This window comes from Pseudarthrobacter arbutini (assembly GCF_054510915.1).
Window position 1 is genome coordinate 183,768 of record NZ_JBTNDQ010000004.1, and the last position, 25,722, is coordinate 209,489.

Genomic DNA, 25,722 nt, shown 5'->3' on the forward strand with positions numbered 1-25,722 from the left:
GTGCTCAGCCGTTTATTTTGGCGGGCTGCTTCTTGCGGCCGGTGATGGTCAGGAAGCCCTGAGGGTCGAGCTCGCCGAGGTCCCCGGTACGGAAGAACCCGTCCACAAAGGCCTCGGCGGTGGCCGCTTCGTTGGCGTGGTAGCCCTTGAACACGCCGATCCCCTTGACCAGCACTTCGCCGTCCTCGGCCACGCGGATGGTGGTGCCCGGCAGGGGGACGCCCACGCTGCCCACCCTGGTCCGGGCGGGCGTGTTGGCCGTACAGGGGGCGGTTGTCTCGCTCAGCCCGTAGCCCTCAAGGACCGGGATCCCGGCGCCGCGGAAGAAGTGTGCGTCCTCAGGTGCCAGGGGGCCGGCCGCCGATACCGCGTATCGGACCCGGCCGCCAAGGAGCTGGCGGAGCTTCGGGTACACCAGCCGGTCAAAGACGGCGTGCCGCGCCCGCAACGCCAGCCCGGGTCCGCTGCCCCCGCCGCGGGCCACGGTGTCCTGTGCCGTGGAGAAACGGATGGCGGCGGCTGACGCAGCCCTGAAGATCCCCGCTTTCCCGGACCCGGCAGCCTGATGCGCGGCGTCCGCCCGGACCTTCTCGAAGATCCGGGGCACCGCCAGGAGGAATGTGGGTTTGAACGTGCCCAGATCCGCCCGCAGGTCAGCAGGACGGCTGACGTGTCCCAGGGTGGCGCCCGCATGGAGGCACGCCACCTGGGCGGCGCGGGCGAGCACATTGGCCAGCGGCAGAAACATCAGGGTGCGCGCATTCTGCCCCTTGAGGATCTCCGGGAGAAAGGCGACGACGTTGACGGCCACGAGCGCAAAGTTGCCGTGGGTGATCACGCAGCCTTTGGGCCGTCCGGTGGTGCCGGACGTATAGGCAAGGGACGCGACGTCGTCCAGGCCCGCGGCGGAGCGGTGGCGTTCCAGCTCGGCGTCCGTGACGCCCATTCCGGAAGCCGAGAGGCTGGCGAGGTTCGGAGCCTCGCCGTCGTTATCCATCCTCACCACGGTGACCAGCCGGTCCTTGAGCAGGGTGGAAGACTCCAGGATGCCTGTAATAAGCGACACCTTGCCGCGGTCCTGCGCGAACACGCGTCGCGCGCCGGCGTCGTGCAGGATCCACTCCACCTGGCCGGGGGTCGAGGTCTCGTCGATGGGGACGCTCACGCCGCCGGCAAACCAGATGGCGAAGTCCACCAGGGCCCACTCATAGCGAGTGGCGGACATGACGGCGACGGTGTCGCCGGGCTCCAGGCCGCCGGCGATCAGTCCCTTGGCGAGGGCACAGACATCGTGCACGAATTTTTGCGCCGGGACGTCGGTCCAGCCGTTGGGGCCTTTGCGCGCGTAGAGGGCGTGGGCCGGGTTGGCGGACTCCCGTTGGCGAAGGAGATCCGTGACATTGCTGCCGGGCTCCAGCTCCACCAGGAGTTTTGTGCTTGCTTCTCGCACGGGGGCGTCTCCGTTCCGCTGCCTCAACGCAGTTCGCGGCTGGTCAGGGTTTCATGCAATCCTGCCTTAGATCCAGGACGGCATCCACATCCGGTAGCGCCATTCCTGGTAGGGGATGGTCTCCGCCGTCCACACCGGGTAGAAAAATGCGGACAACAGGACTGCCCCGGCGACGAAGAGCGCCACCAGGTAGACACCGGACCGCCGGCGCCAGAGCGGGTCGGTGTCCCGGCCCAGGACGAGGCCCAGGCAATACACCAGCGCGAGCACCAGGAAGGGCTCAAAGGAGACGGCGTAAAAGAAAAACATGGTCCGCTCCGGGTACAGGAACCATGGCAGGTAGCCGGCGCCCACGCCCGCAAGGATCGCCCCTGCGCGCCAGTCCCGGCGCCCGGCCCACCAGAACAGCAGGACCACCAGCGAGATGGCGGCTCCCCACCAGATCATCGGGTTCCCCACCGAGAGAATGGCTGAGGCGCAGTTGGGCACGTCGCATCCCGGGACGCCCTGCTCCGGCTTCTGGTAGAAGAACGACGTCGGCCGGCCCATCACCAGCCAGCTCCAGGCGCTTGCCTCATAAGGGTGTTCGGAGCCCAGGCCCTGATGGAACTTGTAGGCCTCCAGATGGTAGTGCGCCAGCGAACGCAGGGAGTCCGGCAGCCAGCCCCACTCCGCTGAGGGGTTGCTCTGGGCCCACCGCCGGAAGTAGGCGCCCCCGGAACGGAACCAGCCCGTCCAGGTGGCGGTGTAGACCACCGCCGCAACCGGAACCATGCTGACAAAGGCAGGCATGCCATCCTTGATGATTCCGCCGCTGACCCAGCCGCGGATTCCCGCGACGCGCCGTGCATTGAGGTCCCACAGGACCGTCAGCACGCCGAAGCCGGCGAGGAAAAACAGGCCCGACCATTTGGTGCCTATGGCGAGTCCCATGCACACGCCCGCGGCGAGACGCCACCAGCGGATCCCCAGCCACGGTCCCGCCAGCAGTTGGCTGGCTGCGGGCCGAGCGTTCCGGGACGCGGCCGCGAGCCGTCCGAGCCGTGCGGCCAGCCGCCGTCGTCCGTCATCGCGGTCCAGCAGCAAAGCTCCGAAGGCCGCCAGGAGCCAGAACATCAGGAAGATATCCAGGAGTGATGTCCGCGACATCACCAGGTGGTGGCCGTCGACGGCGAGCAGCAGGCCCGCGGCGGCAGCCAGCGGCACTGAGCGGAACAGTTTAAGTGCAATCAGTGTGAGCAGCAGGATGGACAGGGTTCCGGTCAGTGCGGCCGCGAACCGCCAGCCGAACGGATTATCGGCCCCGAAGAGCCACATGCCGCCGGCGATCATCCACTTGCCCACGGGCGGATGGACCACGTACTCGGGAGTGTCCAGGAGGATGGCCGGGTTGCCTGCGTTGAAGGAGTCGTTGGCCTTGTCCGGCCAGCCCCGTTCGTAGCCGCTGACCACGTAGGAGTAGGCGTCCTTGACGTAATACGTTTCATCGAAGACCAGGCTGTGCGGCGTGTCCAGCCGGACAAAGCGGAGGACGCCGCCGATCACGGAGGTCAGGGCGGGCACCAGCCAGAACCAGAGACGCAGCGACGGCGGGTAATCCCGCCAGCTGCGGGTGCTGCCGATCAGGCGCTCGCGGAGGGCTGTGGCAGAGAAAGCCTCCGCCGGACGGGCGATCCACGGGCCTCGTGCCGGCGGGATGGTCTGGCCGGCCTCGGCAGGCCGCATGGAGGTCTGCGTCACGAGCCCCATGCTACCTTTTGCAGCTTGGGCCGCCGGCCAGCAGTACGCTGGGGGAGTGGACCCTAACCCCAGCACCTTCGCCGATTCCCGCCCCGCAGAACCTTCCGTTGCCGCCGGGGAGGAGCCAGAGACAGAGGTTCACGTGGCAGCGGACCCGGCTGCGGCGGCACCGGTCGCCACGGGGCCGGGCCGGATCGTACTGGCGGCAACGCCCATCGGGAATACGGGAGACGCGTCGGCGCGCCTGATCGAGCTCCTGGGGACGGCGGACATCGTGGCCGCCGAAGACACCAGGCGCCTGCACCGCCTTGTCCAGAGCCTCGGAGTCACCGTCGCCGGGCGGGTCATCAGCTACCACGAGCACAACGAGGCCACCAAGACGGCCGAACTGCTGGAGCACGTCCGGTCCGGCAAAACCCTGGTCATGGTCACAGACGCCGGCATGCCTTCGGTCTCGGACCCGGGGTTCAGGCTGGTGGAAGGCGCTGTGGCAGCCGGACTCACCGTGACCGCCGTCCCGGGCCCGTCCGCGGTACTGACCGCCCTGGCACTGTCCGGTCTGCCCACCGACCGCTTCTGTTTTGAGGGATTCCTGCCCCGGAAAGCCGGCGAACGGGCGTCGCGGTTGGCGGACCTTTCGGCCGAACGCCGGACCATGGTGTTTTTTGAGGCCCCGCACCGGCTGGAATCGATGCTGCGGGCCCTGCGCGAGCGTTTCGGTGCCGAGCGGCGGATCGCCGTCTGCCGGGAACTGACCAAGACCTACGAGGAAGTCATCCGCGGGACGGTCGGGGAACTGTTGCTGTGGGCCGAAGGCAACGAGGTCCGCGGCGAGATTGCCGTGGTGCTGGGCGGCGCCCCTGAGCAGGCGCCGGGCACCCCCGAGGACCACGTGGCGGCCGTCAACGAGCTGGTGGCCCAGGGAATCCGGCTCAAGGAAGCCGTGGCCGCCGTAGCCGAGGACGTCCGCGTCAGCAAGCGGGAGCTGTACTCGGCGGTCCTCGCGGCACGCTGAGCGTACAAAAGGCCAGCTGTGCAGCTGCACAACGAAATCTCGCTTCAGCAGTGCGTCCAGGCGTAGACCCCTTGGCGGCCGCGGCAGTAGTGTGACAGTAAATCAGCCAATACGGCAGGCCGCCCAGGCCCTGCGTCAAGGCTGAACCAAACCTTACTGACGAGGGAGTCACCGTGACTGTCACCGCACAGCCAGCTGTTACCGCGGAGCGCGAAATCGCACTCCTGGCCTCTGTACCCACCGGATTGCTGATCAATGGCGAATGGCGCCCGGCGGCGTCAGGCAAGACGTTCGACGTTGAGGACCCCGCCACGGGCAAGGTGCTCCTCAGCATCGCTGACGCCGGCGCCGAAGACGGCAAGGCTGCTTTGGACGCGGCCGCCGCAGCGCAGGAATCGTGGGCGAAGGTCCCGGCCCGTGAACGTGGCGAAATCCTCCGCCGTGCCTTTGAGATGGTTACGGCCCGTGCCGAGGACTTCGCGCTGCTGATGACCATGGAAATGGGCAAGCCGCTGGCCGAGGCCCGCGGCGAGGTCACCTATGGCGCCGAGTTCCTGCGCTGGTTCTCCGAGGAAGCCGTCCGTGCGTTTGGCCGCTACTCGGTCTCGCCCGATGGCAAGTCCCGCCTGCTGGTCACCAAGAAGCCGGTGGGCCCGTGCCTGCTGATCACGCCGTGGAACTTCCCGCTGGCCATGGCCACGCGCAAGATCGCCCCTGCTGTCGCGGCCGGCTGCACCATGGTGCTGAAGTCCGCCAACCTCACGCCGCTGACCTCCCAGCTGTTCGCCGCAGTCATGCAGGAGGCCGGCCTTCCGGCCGGAGTCCTGAACGTCATCCCCACGTCCACGGCAGGGGCCACCACCGGCCCGCTGATCAAGGACCAGCGCCTGCGCAAACTCTCGTTTACGGGCTCCACCGAGGTGGGCCGGCGTCTGCTCGCCGACGCGTCCGAGACCGTCCTGCGGACCTCCATGGAACTCGGCGGCAACGCCCCGTTCGTGGTGTTCGAGGACGCGGACCTGGACGCCGCCGTCGCCGGTGCCATGCTGGCGAAGCTGCGGAACATGGGCGAAGCCTGCACCGCGGCGAACCGGTTCATCGTCCACGAGTCCGTCGCCGACGAATTCGCCCAGAAGTTCGCCGCGAAAATGGGTGAGATGACCACCGCCCGGGGCACCGAACCGGAGTCCAAAGTGGGTCCGCTGATCGATGCCAAGAGCCGGGACAAGGTTCATGAGCTGGTGTCCGATGCCGTGGCCTCCGGCGCCAAGGCTGTCCTGGGCGGCGCCCCGGCCGAGGGCCCGGGCTACTTCTACCCGCCCACCATCCTCACCGGCGTCACCGAAGGCACCCGGATCCTGTCCGAGGAAATCTTCGGCCCCGTCGCCCCGATCATCACCTTCGGCACCGAGGACGAAGCCGTCCGCCTGGCCAACAACACCGAGTACGGTCTGGTGGCGTACGTCTTCACGCGCGACCTGAACCGCGGCATCCGGATGGGCGAACGGCTCGAGACCGGCATGCTCGGCCTGAACGCCGGTGTCATCTCCAATGCCGCCGCACCGTTCGGCGGCGTCAAGCAGTCCGGGCTGGGACGTGAAGGCGGCCTCGAAGGCATCGAGGAATACCTCTACACCCAGTACATCGGCATCGCGGACCCCTACGCCGGCTGAAAGGATCGTCCTTCGCCTGACAGGATTATCCTCCGGTCAGCCGCTTCCTCCACCGCCAGTAGGTAGCCGCCGCGGCGAGCCGCTATTGGCTACCACGCGGCCGGAACAAGCCGCCGCGCGCCCTCGACCAGGAGCGTGCGGCGGCTTTTGCCGTCCGGCGCGCCAGCCTGTTGAGCCCTCTGAACGGGGCAGCCAGGAGCCAGGCCCACCGGCCCAGAACCGACGGCGGGAGCCAGTCGGCACGGAGGCGTCGAGGGAGCGAGGCGTTGGCACGCAGGGAATGCTGCACCGCCGCGATGCGTGGGGCGATGGCCCCTGTCCTGCCGCGGCCGGCTGTGTCCTGGACAGGCGGGCCGTAGTGCCGGCGTTCAAAGTCGGAGGTGAGGCTGCGGATGGCTTGGTGCGCGGCGTCGTCCATGCCTCCATGTTCACCGAGCAGCGATGAATGGCGGAGCCGTGCGGAATACGTCCGGGCTGTTTCGCTGGCGCCCGCTGGCAGTCCGTAGTCGGTTCCGAGATCACGGATTTCGGCCCACGCCAGTGGAATCACGTCCTCCCGCGCCCGGCCCTCGGTGCGGAGCCGCCGGGCACGCCGCCCCATCCTCACCAGCCGCGGCGAGGCCGCCAGGAGGACGAGGCCCAGCGCGGCCGCCGTCCCCAGCAGCCATGGCAGGAGCAGCTGCCCGAGGTCCCCTGCGCCGCCACCTGCACCGGGGAGGGGCACGGCCGTGGCGCTTGGTGTGGGGGTCGGGGCGGTTGCGCCGGGAAGGAGGTCCTCGTTATTACCCAGCGAACCGGGGATGCCGGGTGTGCTGGTTTCCGTGGCGTACGCGGGTATGACACCACGCGACGGCGTGGGTTCGAAAGGCACCCACCCCAATCCCTGAAAGTAGAGCTCGGGCCAGGCGTGGGCGTCCCTGGCGTCCACCTCATACTCCGGCAGCGCACCTTGCCCGGCCACTGAAACCGTGGAACCAGTGCTTCGGCCCGGCGCGTAGCCAACCGCGATCCGGCTGGGGATACCTTCCAGCCGGGCCATCACGGCCATCGCGGACGAGTAATGGATGCAGTATCCGCTCTTCTGAGTCAGGAAATCGGCCAGCACCGAGAGCCCGTTACCGTCGTAGCCGCCCTGGACAGGTGACTGGAGCGAGTAGGTGAACTCCCCTGAGCGAAGGTATTTCTGGATGGCCATGGCCTTGGCGAAGGGCGTGTCACTCGAAGCTGTCACCGTGTCAGCCGTGCTGCGGACGATGTCCGGGACGTTGCCGGGAACCCTGGTGAAGTCGGCAGGGATTCCCTGCACGGCCTGCGACGACTGTTGAAGGAGGGTGGCCGTGAGCTTCGGCGCCGTGGACACCACAAGGTATTGCTGTGACCGCGTGTTGGTGTTGGAACCCTTGACGGCCAAGGTGGCCGGGTCCCATGTCCAGGCGCCATTGAGCCCGCGGATTGTTTCCGGCGCGTACGGCAACGGCAGGTACGGGCTGGTGAACGTGCCCGTATCCACGGCAGTCACCTGGCGGAGCTGCTCCTCGGCGACGATCTCGTGGCCCGTCTCAAACTGTCCGGCCACGGGGCGGCGCTCTGCGTCGCGGTCATCAGGTCCCCAGGATTCGCCGTCGAAATTGTCAACAGTGACGGACCGCAGATACAGCGGCCCGGCCGCGTTGGTGGCATAGGTGATCCGCCCGCTTCCGGCCGGTGCTCGCAGGCTGTTTCCCAAGGTAATCATGGGGTTCAAGCCGGTCCCGGCGCCCCACGGGTTCAGCCGGGAGCCCTGCGGAAACGTGCCGTGGTCGAACCCGGGGATGGCCGCCGGCACTGCCAGTGTTGCCACCAGTGCCACGGTTCCGGTCAGCATGGCCCGCCGGAACTGGCCGGGATTCCGGCCGCTGTCGGCCGCAGTGCGGGCATCCGGTGCAAACCACTGGCTGCACGCGAGGATCAGGAGGTACCCGGCCGCCGTGGCAGTGAAGCCCCAAACCCCCACGCTCTGGGGCTTCACTGTGGCGGGGACTACCAGGATGGCCAGCAGGCCCAGTCCGGTTGTTGCCGGCATGCCAAGCGGCACGGCCAGCGCATCGATGAGGATGACTGTCAGGCCCAGGGCTGCGCAGCTGACCATAACGATTCCGGCGTTCGGGGCCACCGGGGCACTTTCCGCAAGTACCGTCTCGCTCGCCCGGCGGACGAACCTGTCCACTTCAGCCAGGGTTGCCCCGGACGGGATGAAACCGGCAATGCCCGTGCTCCGGAAGAACGTCAGGGTGAGAATCGCGATCAGGGAGGCAAAGCCGCCGGCAGCCACCACGAGAGGATGGGCCCGCAGCGCGCGGAGCGTGGCGATGGTCAGGCAGACCACCACCACCGTGGTCAAGAGGGGCAAGTACCAGCCCCAGCCCCGCAGGACACCGTTAAGGGAAATCGCGGCGCCGGCCACGGACAGGGCGACGGCGCAGGCCATGGCCCAGGGGTACGCCCCGACCCGCGTCCGTGCCGGAACCTGGCCCGGGGCACCTGTGGCTGCCTGCCCGCGGGACGCGTTGCGTTCCGGTGCCAGTGTCACCGTCCCACCCCCGCTCCGCGGCGTACGTCTGCCGCTGCCGTGGCCGGCGCAGCACCACCCTGGTCGAAGTGCGCCCAGGCGTCCGGGACCGGAACCGAGGTTGGCACCGCCACTGCCCGCCAGCCGCCCCGGCGGAGGGCCTCCAAAGAGTCCTCGGAATCCGCGGGCCTCTCGGAAACGATGATGGCGAAGGCATTCGCGCCATAACCCGCCGCCGGAGCGAGGGCTCTGGCCTCGCTCGGAGAGATCCTGCCGAGCACGGCAATAAGGGGCCCCCGCATCCGGTGGGCGGAGAGTTTGTCCATCAGATGATCGTCGAAAACGGCCGGTCCGGCATCCTGGCCACCGTGGTCCCGGGCAGCGTGGTGCGGACCGGACAGCTGGATGGCGGCGAGGCTTTCGGCGATCGACTGGAGCCCGGACACTCCGCTGAACTCTTCCGCTTCCGGTTCCGGTGCGGACGGGGAGCGGAGGAACGCGGGTTCGCCGCGGGGGTCCAGGAGGCGGAGGGCGTAGTTCCGCTCCGACAGGTGCGTGCAGATGGAGATCGCGGCCACCACGGCCCACTCGAACGTGCCGCTGGTGATCATCTCGTGGCCGTCCACGGCCGCATTGCCCCCGAAACCGGAGCCGTGCCCGCCGGAGAATGCCGCGAACCGTTGGTCAAGGATGATGGTGGCCTCCGGCGTCGTGACGGACTCCTCCTGGCGCACCATCAGGGCGCCGTGGTGCGCGGTGGCTGCCCAGTGCACCCGGCGCATGGGATCGCCCGGGCGGTATTCGCGGGTCATGACGTCGTCGTCGCTGGGGTTGGCGCGGGTACGGGTTGCTGTGATGCCGTCGTTGCCGCGGGCTCCCGCGAGGCCCGTCACGGGAAGCTCGACGGCGGCGGGCGTCACGGTGAGTGTGTCGCCGTCGTCAATTGACCGCCGGTGCAGGGACAACCCGAACGGATCCGTGAACTCTGCGGTTACCGGGCCGATCAGGTACTGTCCGCGTTTGGTGGAGCGCAAGTGGTATTCGTACCTGCTGGTCCCGCCCTTGGCCGAGCGGGCGGGGAAATGGAAGGCCGGGGACTCGCCGAACCGTGGCGGCAGCCGTTCCTCCATGATCGCCCGGCCGCCCCCGTAACCGGTCCGCGCCACGGCGAGCCGCACTGTGGTGGCGGCGGAGGTCTCCACCGGGGACGGGTTGAACTCGCGGTAAACCTGGAACCGGGGCTTGAGGAGCCTGATCCCGGCCAGCGAAACCAGGGGAAGTACGATGAGCAGGACACTCAGGCTCAGCAGGTCCCGCCGCCCCATGATCTGCGCAGACAACAGGCAGAGGGCGCCGGCGGCCAGGAGCCCCCAGCCACGCTGGCTGAACAGGTGCCGGGGCAGTCGGTCACGCAGCGCCATATGACGGCCCTGCCTAGTGGTTCCGCCGCAGTCCGGCCGGCGGGGCCGGGTTGTTCACCGGGTCCTGGTTCACCGGGAGCCGGGAGAGGATGCCCCGGATGACGCTGTGCGGGGTCTCGCCGGCGCCGGCCGCCTTCCGGTCCACGATGATCCGGTGGGCCAGCACGGATTCCGCCACGCTGACGACGTCGTCTGGCAGCACAAAATCACGGCCGTCCAGCGCCGCCGTGGCCTTCGCGGCCCGGAGCAGCTGGAGCATGGAGCGTGGGCTGGCGCCCAGCCGGAGCAGGGGGCTTTCGCGCGTTGCGCGGCCTACTGAGACGGTGTATTCCTTGATGGCCTGGGAGACGTAAACCTGTTGGACCGTGGCGATCATCGCTGCGACGTCCGCCGAGGTGACCACAGCGGAGACCTTGGCCAACGGGGAGGTTGCCTGATGGGTCTCCAGCATTTCGATTTCGGAGTCCTTGTCCGGATAGCCCATGGAAATCCGCGCCATAAAGCGGTCGCGCTGGGCCTCGGGGAGTGGATAGGTGCCTTCCATCTCGATCGGGTTCTGGGTGGCCACCACCATGAACGGTTCGTCGAGTTTGTACGAGTCCCCGTCCACCGTCACCTGGTGTTCCTCCATACACTCCAGGAGGGCGGATTGGGTCTTGGCGGACGCGCGGTTGATTTCATCGCCAATAACAATGTTGGCGAAGACGGCACCCGGGCGGAACTCGAACAGCCGCGACGCCTGGTTATAGATGGACACGCCCGTCACGTCCGAAGGCAGCAGATCAGGAGTGAACTGAATGCGGCTGACCGTGCAGTCAATGCTCCGGGCGAGGGTTTTGGCCAGGAGGGTCTTGCCCACACCTGGCACGTCCTCCAGGAGCAGATGGCCCTGGGCCAGCAACACCGTCAGGGCAAGCCTGGCCGCATCCGACTTTCCGTCAATGACGGTGTTGATCGAGGCCAGGATCCGCTGGCTGGCCGCGTGGAATGAGTCCGCGTCCATGGCTGCTGCCTTGTAACCGTTGAGATGGCCCACCTGCTCCGTCACGGGGGTAAAGTTCCGGCTGGCAGGGGTTACCTCGTTGACGGCGGTGCGGCGGTGGGAGTCCATCTGCAACCTTTCAGTCCGGGGATCACCCGGAACGGGACAGCAGGCCTGCCTTCGCCCGGCGGTGGGCGTTCGCATCTGTTCGTACCAGCCTACTAACACAACTGCCCTTGCTGACAGAGAGTTCCGGGAATTCTGCCGCGATCCGCCGCCGCTAGGCTTGAGGGATGTGCAATTCGCTGATTCCCGCCGCTTACCGTGCCGCCGGGGCGGACCCTGCAGACGCCGGCCGGCAGGCGCGGCAGGACTATCCGCCGGCGCCGGAGCCGCTGCCGGTCCCCGTGATGGACAACCATACGCACCTGGATTTCCCCGATGGCGAGAGCCCGGTGGGCATCGCCGCGGCGTTGGATGCGGCCCAGGCCGTCGGAGTGCAGGGGGCCGTCCAGGTGGGCTGCGACCTGGAGTCCTCCCGGTTCACGGTCCGCGCCGTTGACCTGGACAGCAGGTTGCTGGGGGCAGTGGCATTGCACCCCAACGACGCCCCGGACTATGCCAGGCGCGGCGAGCTGGAGGATGCGCTGGCGGAGATTGAGCAACTGGCCGCCCACCCCCGGATCCGGGCCATCGGCGAGACCGGCCTTGATTTCTTCCGCACCGAAGGGGAGGGCCTGGCCCACCAGCGCTATTCGTTCCGGCGGCATATCGATATTGCCAAGCGCTTGGACCTGACGCTGCAGATTCATGACCGCGACGCGCACGACGACGTCGTGCAGGTCCTGCGCGAGGAGGGGGCTCCGGAGCGGGTGGTGTTTCATTGCTTCTCGGGTGATGAGGCGCTCGCCAGGATCTGCAATGCCGCGGGCTGGAACATGTCCTTTGCCGGCACGCTGACCTTTAAGAATGCGGCTAACCTCCGCGCCGCGCTGGCGGTGGCAGACCCGGACCTGGTGCTGGTGGAAACGGATGCCCCGTTCCTGACTCCGCATCCGCACCGCGGCCGTCCCAACGCCAGTTATGTGGTGCCGTACACCGTCCGCGCCATGGCCGAATTGACAGGAACTGACCTCGCGGAGCTCTGCACCCGGATTAGCGAAAATACCGTGCGGGCGTACGGATCGTGGGACTGATTTGGGCCTCGTCACATTGCTTGGTTCACATACCTCGTATGTAAATTTCTTGGCCGCTTTATAACGCTACGGTTACAGTGGAGAACTATTAGCCGGGGTCGGGGAAGGCCTTCGGATAATTTCACTTCATTCGCAGCAGGACCAGGCAGGGCTTTGATGCCCTCTGCCTGCCGCGCGGAGTGTGGCGGCGCAACGGTGCCCGGAGCTTGTCCCCAGGGTCATGCGCCGGCTATTTCACTGCGTTTTTCCCCGTGCCCGGATGGATCTAAAGTTACGGGCAATCGTGGTCAAGCTCTTCACAACGGACGGCAAGTTCAGTTTTATCAAGGTGGGCACCCAACTGGTGGTGCTGTGTGCGCTGGTGTTGGGCCTCGTGGCCTTCGTCGGAAATAACAAAACCGTTACCCTCAACGTCGACGGAAAAGTGACTTCGGTCCAGTCCTTCGGCGGCACCGTGGGCCAGGTCGTAAAAAGCGCCAACGTAGAACTGAAGCCGGCTGACCGCGTCTCGCCCTCGGCGGACGCCAAAGTGGAGAACGGCACCGTGATCAACGTCAACATGGCCAAGGCCGTGAAGGTCAGCCTGGACGGCTCTGAAAAGACCATCAACACCACGGCGCCGGATGTTGCGGGCCTCGTCACCGAACTGGGAGTGGCCAGCTCCTCCTCCGTTTCCGTCCCGAAGGACGCCCAGCTCGCCGTGGCCGGATCGTTTGTCTCCATCTCCACGCCCAAGTCCGTCAGCATCGTTGCCGACGGCAAGGCCTCCACGGCCACCACCACCGCGGGGACCGTCGCCCAGGTGCTGGAGGACGCCGGCATCACCCTCGGCGTCGATGACCGTACTTCCCAGCCGGGCAACGCGCACGTGGTCAACAACATGGTGGTTAAGGTCTCCCGGGTGGATACCAGCCAGACCGCGGCCACTACTGAAGATGTTGCTTTCGACAGCATGACCACTGAGAGTGCTGAGCTTCTCAAGGGCGAGAAAGAGGTCACCCAGGCCGGCGTGGCCGGCAAGGTGGATAAGAGCTTCAAGCTGGTGATGGTTGACGGCCGTGAAGCCTCGCGGACGCTGGTCTCCGAAACTGTTTCCGTCCAGCCCGTGACGGAAAAGGTCACGGTAGGCACCAAGGCAAAGCCCGCAGCCGCCGCCGGAACGAACACCGGCGCCTCGGCCCCGGCCATGATGAACGAGGCCATGTGGGACAAGATCGCCCAGTGTGAGTCCACCGGAAACTGGTCCATCAACTCGGGCAACGGCTACTACGGCGGCCTCCAGTTCGACATCCAGACCTGGATCGGCTCCGGCGGCGGCGCCTACGCCCCCAACGCCAGCCTCGCCACCAAGGCACAGCAGATCGACATCGCCAACCGCGTGTACGCGCAGCGTGGCCTGCAGCCGTGGGGCTGTGGCTGGGCCGCTACGAGCTAGGCACCAATGAGCACCTGCGCTGGCGGCAGCTGACCACAGCCGCCAGGCAAGCAGAAGACAGCGGCCGGCCCCGGATTGTCCCGGGGCCGGCCGCTGCCGTTAAGCGGAAACACACACCGCGTAACACGCATGATCCGCGCGGAAAGCGGATGGCCCGTCACTGCGGCCGGGATAGGATGCCTAGGTGACTGAACCGACTGCCGCCGCGCCCGCACCCCTCTTCGGTGCTTCCGACATACGCCGGCTGGCGGAAGAAATCGGTATCCGGCCCACCAAGACACTGGGACAGAACTTCGTCATCGATGGCAACACCATCCGCCGGATCGTCTCCGTTGCCAACATCGGGCCAACCGAGACGGTGCTGGAAGTCGGGCCCGGCCTTGGTTCCCTCACGCTGGGCCTGCTGGATGCCGCGCAGACGGTCGTCGCCGTCGAAATTGATCCGGTCCTGGCGGCAAAGCTGCCGGAAACCGTGAAAGCATGGCGGCCGGACGCGGCGGGCGCTTTCCACCTGGTCCAGGCGGACGCCATGAAGGTCACATCGCTTCCCGTTGAGCCCACCGCCATTGTGGCGAACCTGCCGTACAACGTGGCGGTGCCGGTGGTCCTGCACCTGCTCCAGCATTTCCCCAGCCTGCAGCACGGTCTGGTGATGGTCCAGGACGAGGTGGCTGACCGGCTGGCCGCGGGGCCAGGATCAAAGACCTACGGGGTGCCCTCGGTCAAGGCGGCCTGGTACAGCAGCATGCGCAAGGCCGGAGTGATCGGCATGAACGTCTTCTGGCCTGCGCCGAAGATCCAATCCGGGCTTGTGGCCTTCACCCGGCGGGAACCGCCTGAAACAACCGCCACCCGTGAGCAGGTGTTCGCCGTGATCGACGCCGCCTTCGCCCAGCGCCGGAAGACGCTGCGGGCCGCCCTGGCCGGCTGGGCCGGCGGCGCAGCCGAGGCCGAGCGCTGCCTCATCGCCGCAGGAGTGGCTCCATCGGCCCGGGGCGAAGTCATCGACATCCACGCCTTCGCCCGGATTGCCGAAGCCCGCGAGGCCGGGTCGTGAAGGCAGCCGCCGGGAAGTTTCCCGCACGGACGGTCCGTGTGAAGGCGCCCGGCAAGGTCAATGTTTCCCTGGACGTAGGACCCTTGCGCGCTGACGGCTACCATTCAGTTGCCAGCGTGTACCTGGCTGTTTCCCTTTATGAGGAAGTGGCTGCCACCAGCACGGAGACGCCGGGGATCACCGTCAGCATCAGCCGTGACAGCACCCTGGACCTGGACGGCGTGGATATACCGCTGGACGAGAAGAACCTTGCCTACAAGGCCGCAGCCATCATGGCCGATGTCTCCGAGCATTCCACCGGGGTGCACCTTGAAATCACCAAGCGGGTCCCCGTGGCCGGGGGCATGGGCGGCGGCTCGGCCGATGCCGCAGCCACACTGCTGGCCTGCGACGCGCTCTGGAACAGCGGGCTGTCGCGGGATGAGTTGGCCCATCTGGCCGCCGAATTGGGTGCCGACGTCCCTTTCTCCCTCCTCGGCGGAACCGCCGTCGGGCTTGGCGTTGGCGACGACCTTTCGCCGGCACTGGCCAAAGCCCAAACGGACTGGGTCCTCGTGGCGGCGGACTATGGGCTGCCCACCCCCGAGGTCTTCCGCACCCTGGACCGGCTCCGGGAGGCAGAAGGACTGGACGTTGCCGAGCCCACGGCCGTGGATCCCAAGATCCTGCAGGCGCTGCGGAGCGGGGACGCCGATGCCCTGAGCCGGGTCCTGGTGAACGATCTGCAGCGGGCCTCCATTGAACTTTCCCCCGCGCTCCGCGATACGCTGGGACGAGGTGAAGCGCTCGGCGCCCTGGCCGGAATCGTGTCCGGTTCCGGACCCACCGTGGCGCTGTTGACCCACAATCCCGCCGCCGCCGAAAACCTGGCGGAGGACCTGCGGCACTACGGGCTGACGGCATTCCCTGTCCACGGGCCCGTGCATGGCGCGCGCATCATCTCCGATACTCTCCTTTAAGAGCCCCCTTCCTTACTGAGCAGCAGAAAGCAGTCCCCCTTGGCACACCTTCTTGGCGGCGAAAACCTTACGGTTTCGTACGCAACGCGCACCGTCCTGGACGGCATCACCCTCGGACTCGAGGAAGGTGACAGGATCGGCATGGTGGGCCGGAACGGCGACGGCAAGTCCACGCTGATGCGCCTCCTGGCCATGCGCTCCACCCCGGACTCGGGCCGGGTGACCAAGCGCAGCGAAGTCAACATCGGCTACTTGGACCAGAGCGACGTGCTCGACGGCGACCTCACAGTGGGCGCTGCGATCGTCGGCGACCAGGCCGACTATGAATGGGCCCGCAACCCCCAGATCCGCGAAGTCATGGGCGGCCTGGTGTCCGACGTCGACTGGCATGCGAACGTCCACGCCCTCTCCGGCGGTCAGAAGCGGCGGGTGGCGCTGGCCAAGCTGCTGATCGAGGACCATGACGTCATCATGCTCGACGAACCGACGAACCACCTCGACGTCGAAGGAGTCGCCTGGCTGTCCCGGCACTTGAAGACCCGGTGGCGGGCCAACCAGGGCGCCTTCCTGGTGGTCACCCACGACCGCTGGTTCCTGGACGAAGTCTGCACCAAGACCTGGGAAATCCACGACGGCATCATGGACCCGTTCGACGGCGGCTACGCGGCCTACGTGCTGGCCCGTGCCGAGCGTGACCGCGCGGCGAATGTTATGGAAGGCAAGCGCCAGATGCTCGTGAAAAAGGAGCTCGCCTGGCTGCGCCGCGGCGCTCCGGCCCGCACGGCCAAGCCGAAATTCCGCATCGAGGCCGCCAACGCCCTCATCGCCGACGTCCCCGAGCCGCGTGACTCCACAGCCCTGAGCAAGATGGCCACCGCCCGGCTCGGCAAGGACGTCCTGGACCTCGAGAACGTCTCACTGGACTTCCTCGGCGGCGACCCCGGACAGAAACTCTTCGACAACATCACGCTGCGGCTTGCCCCCGGTGAGCGGCTTGGGCTTGTGGGCGTCAACGGCGCCGGCAAGACCACCCTGCTGAAACTCCTCAATGGCGAGATTGAGCCGTCATCCGGCAAGGTCAAGCGCGGCAAGACCGTGGTCACCGCCGTGCTGACCCAGGAGGTCAAAGAGCTCGACGACGTCTCGGACCTGCGCGTGATCGAAGTCATCGAGCGCGAAAAGCGGTCCTTTAATGTGGGCGGCAAGGAATTCACGGCGGGCCAGCTCGTGGAGCAGCTCGGCTTCACCAACGAAAAGCAGTGGACCCCGGTCAGGGATCTGTCCGGTGGTGAGCGCCGGCGCCTCCAGCTCCTGCGCCTGCTGGTGGGGGAGCCGAACGTGCTGATGCTCGATGAGCCCACCAACGACCTCGACACCGACACCCTCGCCGCCGTCGAAGACGTCCTTGACGGCTGGCCGGGCACGCTCGTTGTGGTCAGCCACGACCGTTACCTGCTGGAACGCGTGACGGACCACCAGATGGCGCTGCTTGGTGACGGCAAGATCCGCGCCCTTCCGCGCGGCGTGGACCAGTATCTGGAACTCCGCGAATCCGCCCTGGCCGGCTCCACGATCACCGGCGGCGGCAACCCCGTCACCGGTCCGAGCGGCAGCTCCGCCCCCGCAGCCTCCGGTTCCTCCGAAGCCGAAAAGCGCGACGCCCGGAAGGCCAAAAACCGGATCGAGCGCCAGCTGGGCAAACTGGAGCAGCAAGAAAAGAAGATTCACGACCAAATGGTCAAGAGCACCGCAGCATCAGACTTCGACGCCCTCGCCGACCAGAACAAAAAACTCAAGGACCTCGCCACCGACCGCGAAGCCCTGGAACTTGAATGGATGGAAGCCCTGGAAGTCCTCGGCGAGTAGCTTCGATAGTGGGGCGCTGGCAGCCGCTGACATCCTCCGCGTGCTGCTCGTTCCTCGCTCTGACGCACGCTTCCGGATGCCACCGGCTTCCAGCGCGATGTCACCTTAGCCACTCCGCCTTTGGTGACGTTCGCTACCGAGGGAAGGATCGCCTCCGGCGAGGAACCTCACCTTACGTCCTGGAACCGACGGCACCCGACCGGAACCTTCGGCAGGGGTACTCGTGGGGGCGCCCGAACGGAGGTTTCGGCTATTGCGGCGCGGCGGAGGTCGCCTAAACGGAACCGTCGGCAATCACGTTTCCTCGGAGTTCCCAAACGCAACTTTTGGCAATAGCGGTGCGGGGGACCTTCGCGTAGTCGCGCATCGCGGCGCATCGTGGCGTGAAGGTCGCCCAGCGACCGGAACGTCACTTTTGCGTCGTGTCTAAGCGACGGCGAAGGGCTCCTGCGCCGCGGAGGTGACCACAGCAACCGTGACCGGAAGACTCAGGCCTCGGACTTCAGTTCGGGGTCTTTTTGGAGGCCGGTGAGGCCGTTCCAGGCGAGGTTGACGAGGTGGGCGGCGACGGTTTGTTTGTCGGGCTGGCGGCTGTCCTGCCACCATTGGCCGGTCATTGCCACCATGCCTACGAGCATCTGGGCGTACATCGCGCCGTCCTGGGCGCTGAAGCCGCGGCGGTGGAATTCGTCGGACAGGATGTGTTCCACGCGGGCGGTGACCTGGGACAGCAGGGTGGAGAAAGCGCCTTCGGGCTGCGATGGCGGTGCGTCGCGCATGAGGATCCGGAAGCCCTCCGCCCGGTCCTCGATGTAGGTGAGGAGGGCCAGGGCGGCGCGTTCCACCAGGACGCGCGGTTTGCCTTCTTCGGTCAGGGCAGCGGTGATCGAGTCCAGCAGAATGTGGAACTCGAAGTCCACCACCTGCGTGTACAGGCCCTCCTTGGAGCCGAAATGTTCGTAGATCACGGGCTTCGAAACGCCGGCGCAGGCCGCGATTTCCTCAATGGTGGTCCCGTCGAGCCCGCGAGCGGCAAAAAGGCCACGGCCGACGTCGACCAGCTGGCTGCGCCGCTGTACGCCTGTCATTCGTGTCCGGGGTAGGTTGTTGCTCACATTTCCATCATGCCCTAGCGCTGCTGAAACAGTTGGAACCGGTGGCGGTGCACTGGCCTGGCTGCCGTGATTCCTGCCAATGTCGCGGGCTGCCCTGAAGCCATGGCAAAATAAATACTTGTGCCTTGGCCTTTGCGCCTGTGGCATGGTCCGCCCTGGTGTAATGGCAGCACCCCGGCCTTTGGAGCCGTGGAGTATAGGTTCGAATCCTATGGGCGGAACTGCTGTGCGAAGACCGTCCAGTAGGATGAACTCGGTGCCCCGCCGTGAATTTTGGCCGGACAGGCACTGCGCCCAGCGCAACGCGCAACCAAGCAAGGAGAACCCGTACGTGATCCCCGAGAATACCGGCCCAGCCGCCGTCATTGTTCTGGCAGCAGGCGCAGGTACCCGGATGAAATCCCGTACCCCGAAGATCCTGCACGAAATCGGCGGCCGGTCCATGGTGGGCCACGCCCTGCTGGCAGCCCGCAGCATTAACCCCGGACGGCTGGCCCTGGTGGTCCGTCACGAGCGGGACCTGGTTGCCCGCCACCTGAACCAGCTGGACCCCGAAGCCCTGATCGTGGACCAGGACGACGTCCCCGGCACCGGCCGCGCCGTTGAGGTGGCCGTGCAGGCACTGGACGCCCAGGAAAAACTCGCAGGCACTGTCGTGGTCACGTACGGTGATGTTCCGCTCCTGACCGGCAGCCTGTTGGCGGACCTGGTGGCCACACATGAGCGGGAGGCCAATGCCGTCACCGTGCTCACCGCGCTGCTGGATGATGCCACAGGCTACGGACGCATTCTCCGCGGTGATGACAGCTCCGTGACCGGCATCCGCGAGCACAAGGATGCAACGGAAACCGAACGCCTGATCCGCGAGGTCAATTCCGGGATCTACGCCTTCGACGCCGATGTCCTACGTGACGCGCTGGTCCATATCACCACCGACAATTCGCAGGGCGAAAAGTACCTCACCGACGTGCTGGGCCTCGCACGGCAGTCGGGCGGTCGGGTTGCCGCCGTGGTCACCGAAGACCGCTGGCAGGTGGAGGGCGCCAACGACCGTGTGCAGCTCTCCGCCCTCGGCGCGGAATTGAACCGCCGCACCGTTGAAGCCTGGATGCGCGCCGGCGTCACAGTGGTTGACCCCGCCACCACCTGGATCGATTCCACTGTCGCCCTGGATGAGGACGTCCGCATCCTGCCGAACACGCAGCTGCACGGCGCCACCACTGTGGCGAGGGACGCCGTCGTCGGCCCCGACTCCACCCTGACCGATGTCCGCATCGGCGAGGGCGCCAAGGTGACCCGCACCCACGGTTCCGGTGCCGTGATCGGCGCGGACGCCGCCGTCGGCCCTTTCACCTACCTGCGTCCCGGCACAGTGCTCGGCGACACCGGCAAGATCGGTGCGTTCTACGAAACCAAGAACGTCACGATTGGCCGCGGCTCCAAACTTTCCCACCTCGGCTACGCCGGCGACGCCGAAATCGGCGAGGACACCAACATTGGCTGCGGCAACATCACGGCCAATTACGACGGCGAGAAGAAGCACCGCACGGTGATCGGCTCGGGCGTCCGCACAGGTTCCAACACAGTCTTTGTTGCACCGGTCACCGTGGGGGACGGTGCCTACAGCGGCGCCGGCGCGGTGATCCGCAAGGACGTCCCGGCAGGGGCGCTCGTCGTGTCCGTTGCAGCGCAGCGCAACGACGAGGGCTGGGTTGTGGCCAACCGCCCCGGCTCACGCTCGGCGGAACTGGCGCAGGCCGCCGCCTCAGATTCCTCACATACCCCAGCATCGACAGAAGAGGACCAGCGATAATGAGCGAAATTACGGCACGCGGCGAGAAGAAGCTGGTGCTTGCCGCTGGGCGGGCGCACCCCGAACTGGCCCGGGAAATCGCCAAGGAGCTGGGTACCGAGCTGCTGCCCGTGGATGCCTACGACTTCGCCAACGGGGAGATTTACGTCCGCGCCGGCGAAAGCGTCCGGGGAACCGACGCGTTCGTCATCCAGGCCCACCCGGCTCCGCTGAACAACCACCTCATGGAACAGCTGATCATGATCGATTCGCTGAAGCGGGCCTCCGCCAAGCGCATCACCGTGGTGTCCCCGTTCTACCCGTATGCGCGGCAGGACAAGAAGGGTCGCGGACGCGAGCCTATTTCCGCCCGCCTGGTGGCGGACCTGTACAAGACCGCCGGCGCTGACCGCATCATGAGCGTTGACCTGCACACCTCGCAGATCCAGGGTTTCTTCGACGGGCCCGTGGACCACCTCATGGCCATCCCGCTCCTGGCCGATTACATCCGTACCCGCGTCGCCGCCGACAACGTCACCGTGGTGTCCCCGGACACGGGCCGCGTGCGCGTCGCGGAGCAGTGGGCCGAACGCCTGGGCGGAGCGCCGCTGGCGTTTGTGCACAAGAGCCGTGACCTCACCGTTCCCAACCAGGCCGTCTCCAAGACCGTGGTGGGCCAGATCGAGGGCCGGACCTGCGTCCTGATCGACGACATGATAGACACCGGCGGCACCATTTCCGGAGCGGTCCAGGTCCTGAAGAACGCCGGGGCGAAGGACGTCATCATCGCCGCGACGCACGCTGTCTTCTCCGAGCCCGCGGCCCAGCGGCTGTCCGAATCCGGCGCCCGCGAAGTGGTGGTCACCAACACGTTGCCCCTCACTGCGAATCAGCAGTTCCCGCAGCTGACGGTGCTGTCCATCGCACCGCTGATCGCCCGCGCCATCCGCGAAGTGTTCGACGACGGTTCGGTCACCAGCCTGTTCGACGGCAACGCCTGATTCCAGCAGGCGGCTGGGCCCACGCCAGCAGGGTTCCCTGGGCGAGCTTGCGAGCTTAGGGGGCTGGTGGGGACCGTCGAAACCCGACAGCCTCAACCACCGCAATCAGGCTCAACCACCGCCGTTTTCAGTAATTTGGCCCGGCGCTGGTAAGCTTTTTCACGATACCTTGGCGAGGGAGAGCATCCGGGAAACCGGACTGCAGGTCTCCGTTATCGACTGGGTCTGAATCTCCCTTCTGGAAGGGCCGCCTCAGGGCCGCCCGGCGTTGAAGGTCGTAACAGACCTCCGCCCTTGCTGAACACCTTTTAGTCTTCCGAGGAGATACACATGTCTGAGCAGAAGCTCGCAGCAGAAGTACGCACCGAATTCGGCAAGGGCTTCGCCCGCCGCGCGCGCATGGCCAACCTGATCCCCGCCGTCATCTACGGCCACGGCGCGGAGCCGATCCACATCACGCTTCCGGCCAAGGCCACCACGCTTGCAGTCCGCAAAGCCAACGCCCTGCTGTCCCTGGACGTCAACGGCGAAGAGCACCTGGCCCTGGTCAAGGACGTCCAGCGCGACCCGATCAAGCAGATCATCGAGCACATCGACCTGCTGACCGTCATCAAGGGCGAAAAAGTCACCGTGGACATCCCGGTTCACATCGTTGGCGAACTGGCTCCGGGCAGCGTCTTCAACCAGGAACTCACCGTCATCTCCCTTGAGGCTGAGGCAACCCACCTGCCCACCGCCATCGAGGTCGACATCGAAGGCCGCTCCGCCGGACAGCACATCCACGCTTCCGACCTGGTCCTGCCGAAGGGTTCGGTCCTGCTGGCCGACGCCGACGCCCTGGTTGTCCACATCTCCGAGGCCACTGAGGTCTCTGAGGAAGAGGCACAGGCTGACTCCGCAGCCGCAGTCGCAGGCGAGTAATAACGGCACAGTTTGATATGTGGCCGGGCCCTGTCGGGGTCCGGCCACAGCCATGTCCGGACCACCTTAGGATTGAATAATGACTGACACCTGGCTGATCGTTGGCCTCGGAAACCCCGGGGCCGAATACAAGGGCAACCGGCACAATGTCGGCCAGATGGTCCTGGACGAACTCGCGGGCCGGATGGGTGGCAAGTTCAAAACCCACAAGGCACGCGCCCAGGTCCTCGAAGGACGGCTGGGGATCGGCGGCCCCCGGGTGGTGCTGTCCAAGCCGATGAGCTACATGAATGTTTCCGGCGGCCCGGTGTCCGGCCTGGCAAATTTTTACGGCATTGACCCTGACCATGTTGTCGCGGTGCACGATGAGATTGATATTCCGTTCAACACCATAAAGCTGAAATGCGGCGGCGGTGAGGGCGGCCACAACGGCCTCAGGGACATGTCCAAGGCGCTGGCCACCAAGGATTACCTCCGGGTACGGGTGGGCGTGGGCCGCCCTCCAGGGCGGATGGACACTGCAGACTATGTCCTGCGCGATTTTGGCACTGCAGAGCGCAAGGACCTTCCGTTCCTGCTCGATGAGGCGGCTGATGCCGTGGAGACGCTGGTCAGGGAAGGGCTGACTGCGGCCCAGCAGAAGTTCCATCCGGCCAGGTCAGACGTTCAGGAATAAAACTTAAAACCGCCTGTCCCTGTTTACCTGCGTGTGCCAAGGGGTAGTCTTCTTCCTAAGCGGGGGAGCGATGGGGCTTATCCCGCTTTAGTGGGATGTAGGGGACAAGTTCATGTCAATCGAGCCACTCAGCTGGGGACGTGGGTCACCGCTCAACGACCTTGAGCTGCGCACCGACACTGCAGGCGTGTCAGAGCCGCAGCGATGGTCCGTGCCCGCGCGGAGCGCCAACCTCGAAGCGGTCCGCACCGCCCTGACCAGCCTCGACTCCCTGGGAGTCGTCATCACCGGCGGACGAGGCGTAGGTAAGTCATCCTTGGCCAGGACAGCTGTCGCCGACCTTGGCCCGGATATCTGGACGTTGCAGCTGCGCAGCGGACCGTCGTCCGGCACAACACCCTACGGCTGCTTGGCTTTCCTGCTGGCGCGTCTTCCCCAGGCGTACATGGGGTCGCCCACAGCCATCCTCCGTGGCATTACGTCCCTCATCAAAAGCGATGCCGCGGGGCGCCAGTGTGTCATCACCCTGGACACTGCCGGCAGCATTGATGATATGAGCGCCGGCGTCCTGCTCAACATCCTCCTGACCGGGACCGCCCGCATGGTGGCCGTGGCACCCATGGTCAGTGATCTACCGGCCGACTTCCACTGGCTCCTCAACGACCGCCGGCTCACCGAGGTCAGGCTGGACAACCTCAATGAGCTGCAGACCCGCCAGGTGCTGCTTTCCCTGCTGGGCCACCGCGTTTCTGCCTCCCTGGTCAGCACTTTCCACACCATGGTTGGCGGCAACCCCCTGCTCCTGAAAGCGCTTGTAACCGAGCAGCAGCATTCGGGGAACCTGGTTCTGTCGGACTCCGTCTGGACTCTTCGGGACAAGGTGGTGCTCGACGGCGCGGCCAGCCTCGACGACATCGTCCGGTCCCAGTGGACCCGGAAGTCTCCGGAGGAACGGGATGTCATCGAGATGCTCTCGTGCGCCCGCAGCGTGGAACTGTCCAGGCTGACCAAAGTCTACGGTGCCGGTGTGGTGGCGGACATGGAAGATTCGGGCCTGCTGGAGATCGATTCCTCGGACAACCGATGGGTTTCACTGCGTGAAAAGTACCTCGGCGACGTTGTCCGCTCCTGGCTCAGCATCACTCGGCGAAGGGAACTGCGGAGCCTGCTCCTGGGCGGCAAGGAACCTGACCCTGCCACGATGACGGTGGAAGAACTGATGGCGTTCGGCGCCTGGACCCAGGAATGCGAGGCCGAGCTGAGTCCGGCCATGGCGCTTGCCGCCGCCGAGGCCGCAGTGCAGCTCTTTGACCCCCATTTTGCCCTCAAGTATGCCGACACGCTGAAGCGGAATGACCCTCAATGGGTGCCTGCCCAGCGGCAGAAAGCCGCAGCGTACCTGCTCATGGACCTCCCGGTGCAGGCCATGGCAGCACTGGACGATATTTCCCAGCCGCAGCTGGACAACCTGGACGTTGAGGAGTTCGCCCGGGTGGTCGAGGCCAAATCTCGGGTCATGGTCTGGCTCCCCGAACACACCGCCCGGGTGCCGGCGCTGCTGCAGACGGCACGCGAGCGGCTGGGCGTGGAGCCAGGAATCGCGAAGGGCTGGCCGGAGCCGCTGGCTGCTGCGGCCAACCGGATCAGCCTCAGCGAATTCGAGTACCAGGCTTTTGTGGGGGACTACGCCTCCGCCTTGCCGGCACTGGAAGCCGCTGCGGACCCCGGGCAGAATCCGGACACCTGGTTCAGGATGAACTCAGCGGTGATCCTCATGAGCGCCCTGTCCATGGCCGGGCGGGAAATGGACGCCCTGAGCCTGATGAGGCAGCTGGGCGGGCAGATCTCGGACGCCGCCGAGATCGTGGGGCTGCGCGAGAGGTTCGCCGGCCGGGCGTACAACGTGCTCCTGATGGCAGGGCAATGGCGCCGGTGCATCGACCTCCTGGATCCGCCTTCCGCGCGCGAGTTCCACAGGCTCCCTTACCGGAGCGCCGCCGCGGAGCTAGCGGCCGGCATCGCCTACGTGTACTCGGGCCGCGGCGCCGTTGCCCTTGATTCGCTGCTCTCGGCCGCTGCACAGCTGGAACTGCGGCCCGTCCAGAGCCTGCTCCGCGCCGCCTACGCCGCCATCGCCTTCGCGTATGCGCAGATCGGCAATGCCGGGCAGTCCCGGCAGTATCTTGACCGGCTGCAGCGGACGGCAGGTGCCGCTGACCATGCCACCCGGAGCCGCACTGAATTCTGCGCTGATATGGCCGCCCGATGGCTGGGGGACAATGACGCAGCCACCCGCCTCAAGCAGTCAGCCCGGCGTGACATCGCAGCAGGCAGGTTCACCCTGGCCGGGATCAGCCTGCTCGGAGCCACGGTCAACGGCACGGAAGCGGACTTCCGGCTGATGGAACAAGTGGCCGGGCAACGCCAGGGCCCCTTGGCGGAAATTTCGCGGCTTGTCGCCGTGGGCAGCCGCACACACGACGCCAAAACGTTGCTTGCCGGCGGGGAACTGGCGGCCACCCTGGAACTGGATGCCGTTGAGGCCCGGTGCATGGCGCTGGCCGTTGACTACGCCCGGCAGGCCGGTGACTCGGTTTCCGCCAGGACTGCACAGGCCCGACTGGACATCCTCGCAGCCACCGTGGCAAGCCTGCCGATCGTGCCGAGCAGCGGCAGCCCGCTGCTGACCGCCAGGGAGAGGCAGATCGCGCGGCTGGCCGGCCGGGGCGCGTCCAACCGCGATATCGCCGTGGAGATGGGCGTGTCCGTGCGCACTGTGGAAGGCCACCTCTACCAGGTCTTTACCAAGCTCGGAGTTACATCCAGGGGTGATCTGACTGGACTCGTCTAACGGCCACGCTGCCAAACAGGGAAC

Annotated in this window: 17 protein-coding genes, 1 tRNA gene and 1 pseudogene; 13 read left to right on the top strand and 6 right to left on the bottom strand. The window is 66.5% G+C overall.

Going from position 1 to position 25,722, the window contains the following annotated elements; genetic code table 11:
• Nucleotides 1–28: 28 nt before the first annotated feature.
• Both ACX80V_RS06530 and ACX80V_RS06535 read right to left on the bottom strand, forming a co-directional pair.
• Nucleotides 29–1,450, bottom strand: a pseudogene (locus tag ACX80V_RS06530) (AMP-dependent synthetase/ligase); the annotation flags it as partial.
• 66 nt (nt 1,451–1,516) lie between these two features.
• Nucleotides 1,517–3,199 (bottom strand): dolichyl-phosphate-mannose--protein mannosyltransferase, encoded by a 1,683-nt coding sequence (locus tag ACX80V_RS06535; protein WP_485842464.1) that lies wholly within the window; start codon nt 3,197–3,199, stop codon nt 1,517–1,519.
• 46 nt (nt 3,200–3,245) lie between these two features.
• Between ACX80V_RS06535 and rsmI the strand changes: the two genes are divergently transcribed.
• The gene (gene rsmI / locus ACX80V_RS06540) at nt 3,246–4,205 is read left to right on the top strand and encodes a 16S rRNA (cytidine(1402)-2'-O)-methyltransferase (protein ID WP_235564656.1); all 960 of its coding nucleotides are present in this window, start codon (nt 3,246–3,248) and stop codon (nt 4,203–4,205) included.
• Nucleotides 4,206–4,378: 173 nt separating this feature from the next.
• Nucleotides 4,379–5,878 carry an NAD-dependent succinate-semialdehyde dehydrogenase gene (locus ACX80V_RS06545; protein ID WP_056348055.1) on the top strand — a complete coding sequence of 500 codons (1,500 nt, stop codon included), beginning with the start codon at nt 4,379–4,381 and terminating at the stop codon, nt 5,876–5,878.
• Between the two features lie 82 nt (nt 5,879–5,960).
• Here the strand turns inward: ACX80V_RS06545 and ACX80V_RS06550 are convergent, their stop codons facing one another.
• Genes ACX80V_RS06550 through ACX80V_RS06560 form a run of 3 tightly spaced genes read right to left on the bottom strand, consistent with a single transcriptional unit; the run spans nt 5,961 to nt 10,958 of the window.
• The gene (locus ACX80V_RS06550) at nt 5,961–8,447 is read right to left on the bottom strand and encodes a transglutaminase TgpA family protein (RefSeq protein ID WP_485842465.1); all 2,487 of its coding nucleotides are present in this window, start codon (nt 8,445–8,447) and stop codon (nt 5,961–5,963) included.
• A complete protein-coding gene (locus ACX80V_RS06555) occupies nt 8,444–9,847 on the bottom strand; it encodes a DUF58 domain-containing protein (RefSeq protein ID WP_485842466.1) in 1,404 nt (467 codons plus the stop codon). The genes ACX80V_RS06550 and ACX80V_RS06555 overlap by 4 nt, the downstream gene beginning before the upstream one ends.
• A gap of 13 nt (nt 9,848–9,860) precedes the next feature.
• Nucleotides 9,861–10,958 carry an AAA family ATPase gene (locus tag ACX80V_RS06560; RefSeq protein WP_485842467.1) on the bottom strand — a complete coding sequence of 366 codons (1,098 nt, stop codon included), beginning with the start codon at nt 10,956–10,958 and terminating at the stop codon, nt 9,861–9,863.
• A gap of 164 nt (nt 10,959–11,122) precedes the next feature.
• On the opposite strand from ACX80V_RS06560, the gene ACX80V_RS06565 reads away from it, so the two are divergent.
• The 5 genes from ACX80V_RS06565 to ACX80V_RS06585 all read left to right on the top strand — a co-directional run bounded on the left by ACX80V_RS06565 (nt 11,123) and on the right by ACX80V_RS06585 (nt 17,342).
• Complete coding sequence (locus ACX80V_RS06565; protein ID WP_485842468.1) at nt 11,123–12,025, top strand: TatD family hydrolase; 903 nt, start codon at nt 11,123–11,125, stop codon at nt 12,023–12,025.
• Nucleotides 12,026–12,308: 283 nt separating this feature from the next.
• Entirely contained in the window at nt 12,309–13,460 is a 1,152-nt protein-coding gene (locus tag ACX80V_RS06570; protein WP_485842469.1) for a resuscitation-promoting factor, read from the top strand.
• A 184-nt stretch (nt 13,461–13,644) separates the two neighbouring features.
• Nucleotides 13,645–14,517, top strand: a complete 873-nt coding sequence (rsmA, locus tag ACX80V_RS06575) for a 16S rRNA (adenine(1518)-N(6)/adenine(1519)-N(6))-dimethyltransferase RsmA (RefSeq protein ID WP_058929623.1) — start codon at nt 13,645–13,647, stop codon at nt 14,515–14,517.
• Nucleotides 14,514–15,476: a 4-(cytidine 5'-diphospho)-2-C-methyl-D-erythritol kinase gene (locus ACX80V_RS06580; protein ID WP_485842470.1), complete on the top strand. Its 963-nt coding sequence runs from the start codon at nt 14,514–14,516 to the stop codon at nt 15,474–15,476. Before rsmA ends, ACX80V_RS06580 begins: the two co-directional genes overlap by 4 nt.
• Nucleotides 15,477–15,515: 39 nt before the next feature.
• Nucleotides 15,516–17,342 carry an ABC-F family ATP-binding cassette domain-containing protein gene (locus tag ACX80V_RS06585; protein WP_058929621.1) on the top strand — a complete coding sequence of 609 codons (1,827 nt, stop codon included), beginning with the start codon at nt 15,516–15,518 and terminating at the stop codon, nt 17,340–17,342.
• Nucleotides 17,343–17,830: 488 nt separating this feature from the next.
• On the opposite strand, the gene ACX80V_RS06590 is transcribed toward ACX80V_RS06585, so the two are convergent.
• Nucleotides 17,831–18,457 (bottom strand): TetR/AcrR family transcriptional regulator, encoded by a 627-nt coding sequence (locus tag ACX80V_RS06590; RefSeq protein ID WP_485842471.1) that lies wholly within the window; start codon nt 18,455–18,457, stop codon nt 17,831–17,833.
• 149 nt (nt 18,458–18,606) lie between these two features.
• Between ACX80V_RS06590 and ACX80V_RS06595 the strand changes: the two genes are divergently transcribed.
• The 6 genes from ACX80V_RS06595 (at nt 18,607) to ACX80V_RS06620 (ending at nt 25,698) form a co-directional block, all read left to right on the top strand.
• Nucleotides 18,607–18,678, top strand: a tRNA-Gln gene (locus ACX80V_RS06595).
• A gap of 110 nt (nt 18,679–18,788) precedes the next feature.
• On the top strand, nt 18,789–20,270 hold the full coding sequence (gene glmU, locus ACX80V_RS06600; RefSeq protein ID WP_056348070.1) for a bifunctional UDP-N-acetylglucosamine diphosphorylase/glucosamine-1-phosphate N-acetyltransferase GlmU: 1,482 nt from the start codon (nt 18,789–18,791) through the stop codon (nt 20,268–20,270).
• Nucleotides 20,270–21,250, top strand: a complete 981-nt coding sequence (locus ACX80V_RS06605; RefSeq protein WP_056348072.1) for a ribose-phosphate diphosphokinase — start codon at nt 20,270–20,272, stop codon at nt 21,248–21,250. Before glmU ends, ACX80V_RS06605 begins: the two co-directional genes overlap by 1 nt.
• Nucleotides 21,251–21,580: 330 nt before the next feature.
• On the top strand, nt 21,581–22,171 hold the full coding sequence (locus tag ACX80V_RS06610) for a 50S ribosomal protein L25/general stress protein Ctc (protein ID WP_058929619.1): 591 nt from the start codon (nt 21,581–21,583) through the stop codon (nt 22,169–22,171).
• 79 nt (nt 22,172–22,250) lie between these two features.
• Complete coding sequence (pth, locus tag ACX80V_RS06615; RefSeq protein ID WP_485842472.1) at nt 22,251–22,847, top strand: aminoacyl-tRNA hydrolase; 597 nt, start codon at nt 22,251–22,253, stop codon at nt 22,845–22,847.
• A gap of 112 nt (nt 22,848–22,959) precedes the next feature.
• Nucleotides 22,960–25,698, top strand: coding sequence for a LuxR family transcriptional regulator (locus ACX80V_RS06620; RefSeq protein ID WP_485842473.1), 2,739 nt, complete (start codon nt 22,960–22,962; stop codon nt 25,696–25,698).
• Nucleotides 25,699–25,722 lie beyond the last annotated feature (24 nt).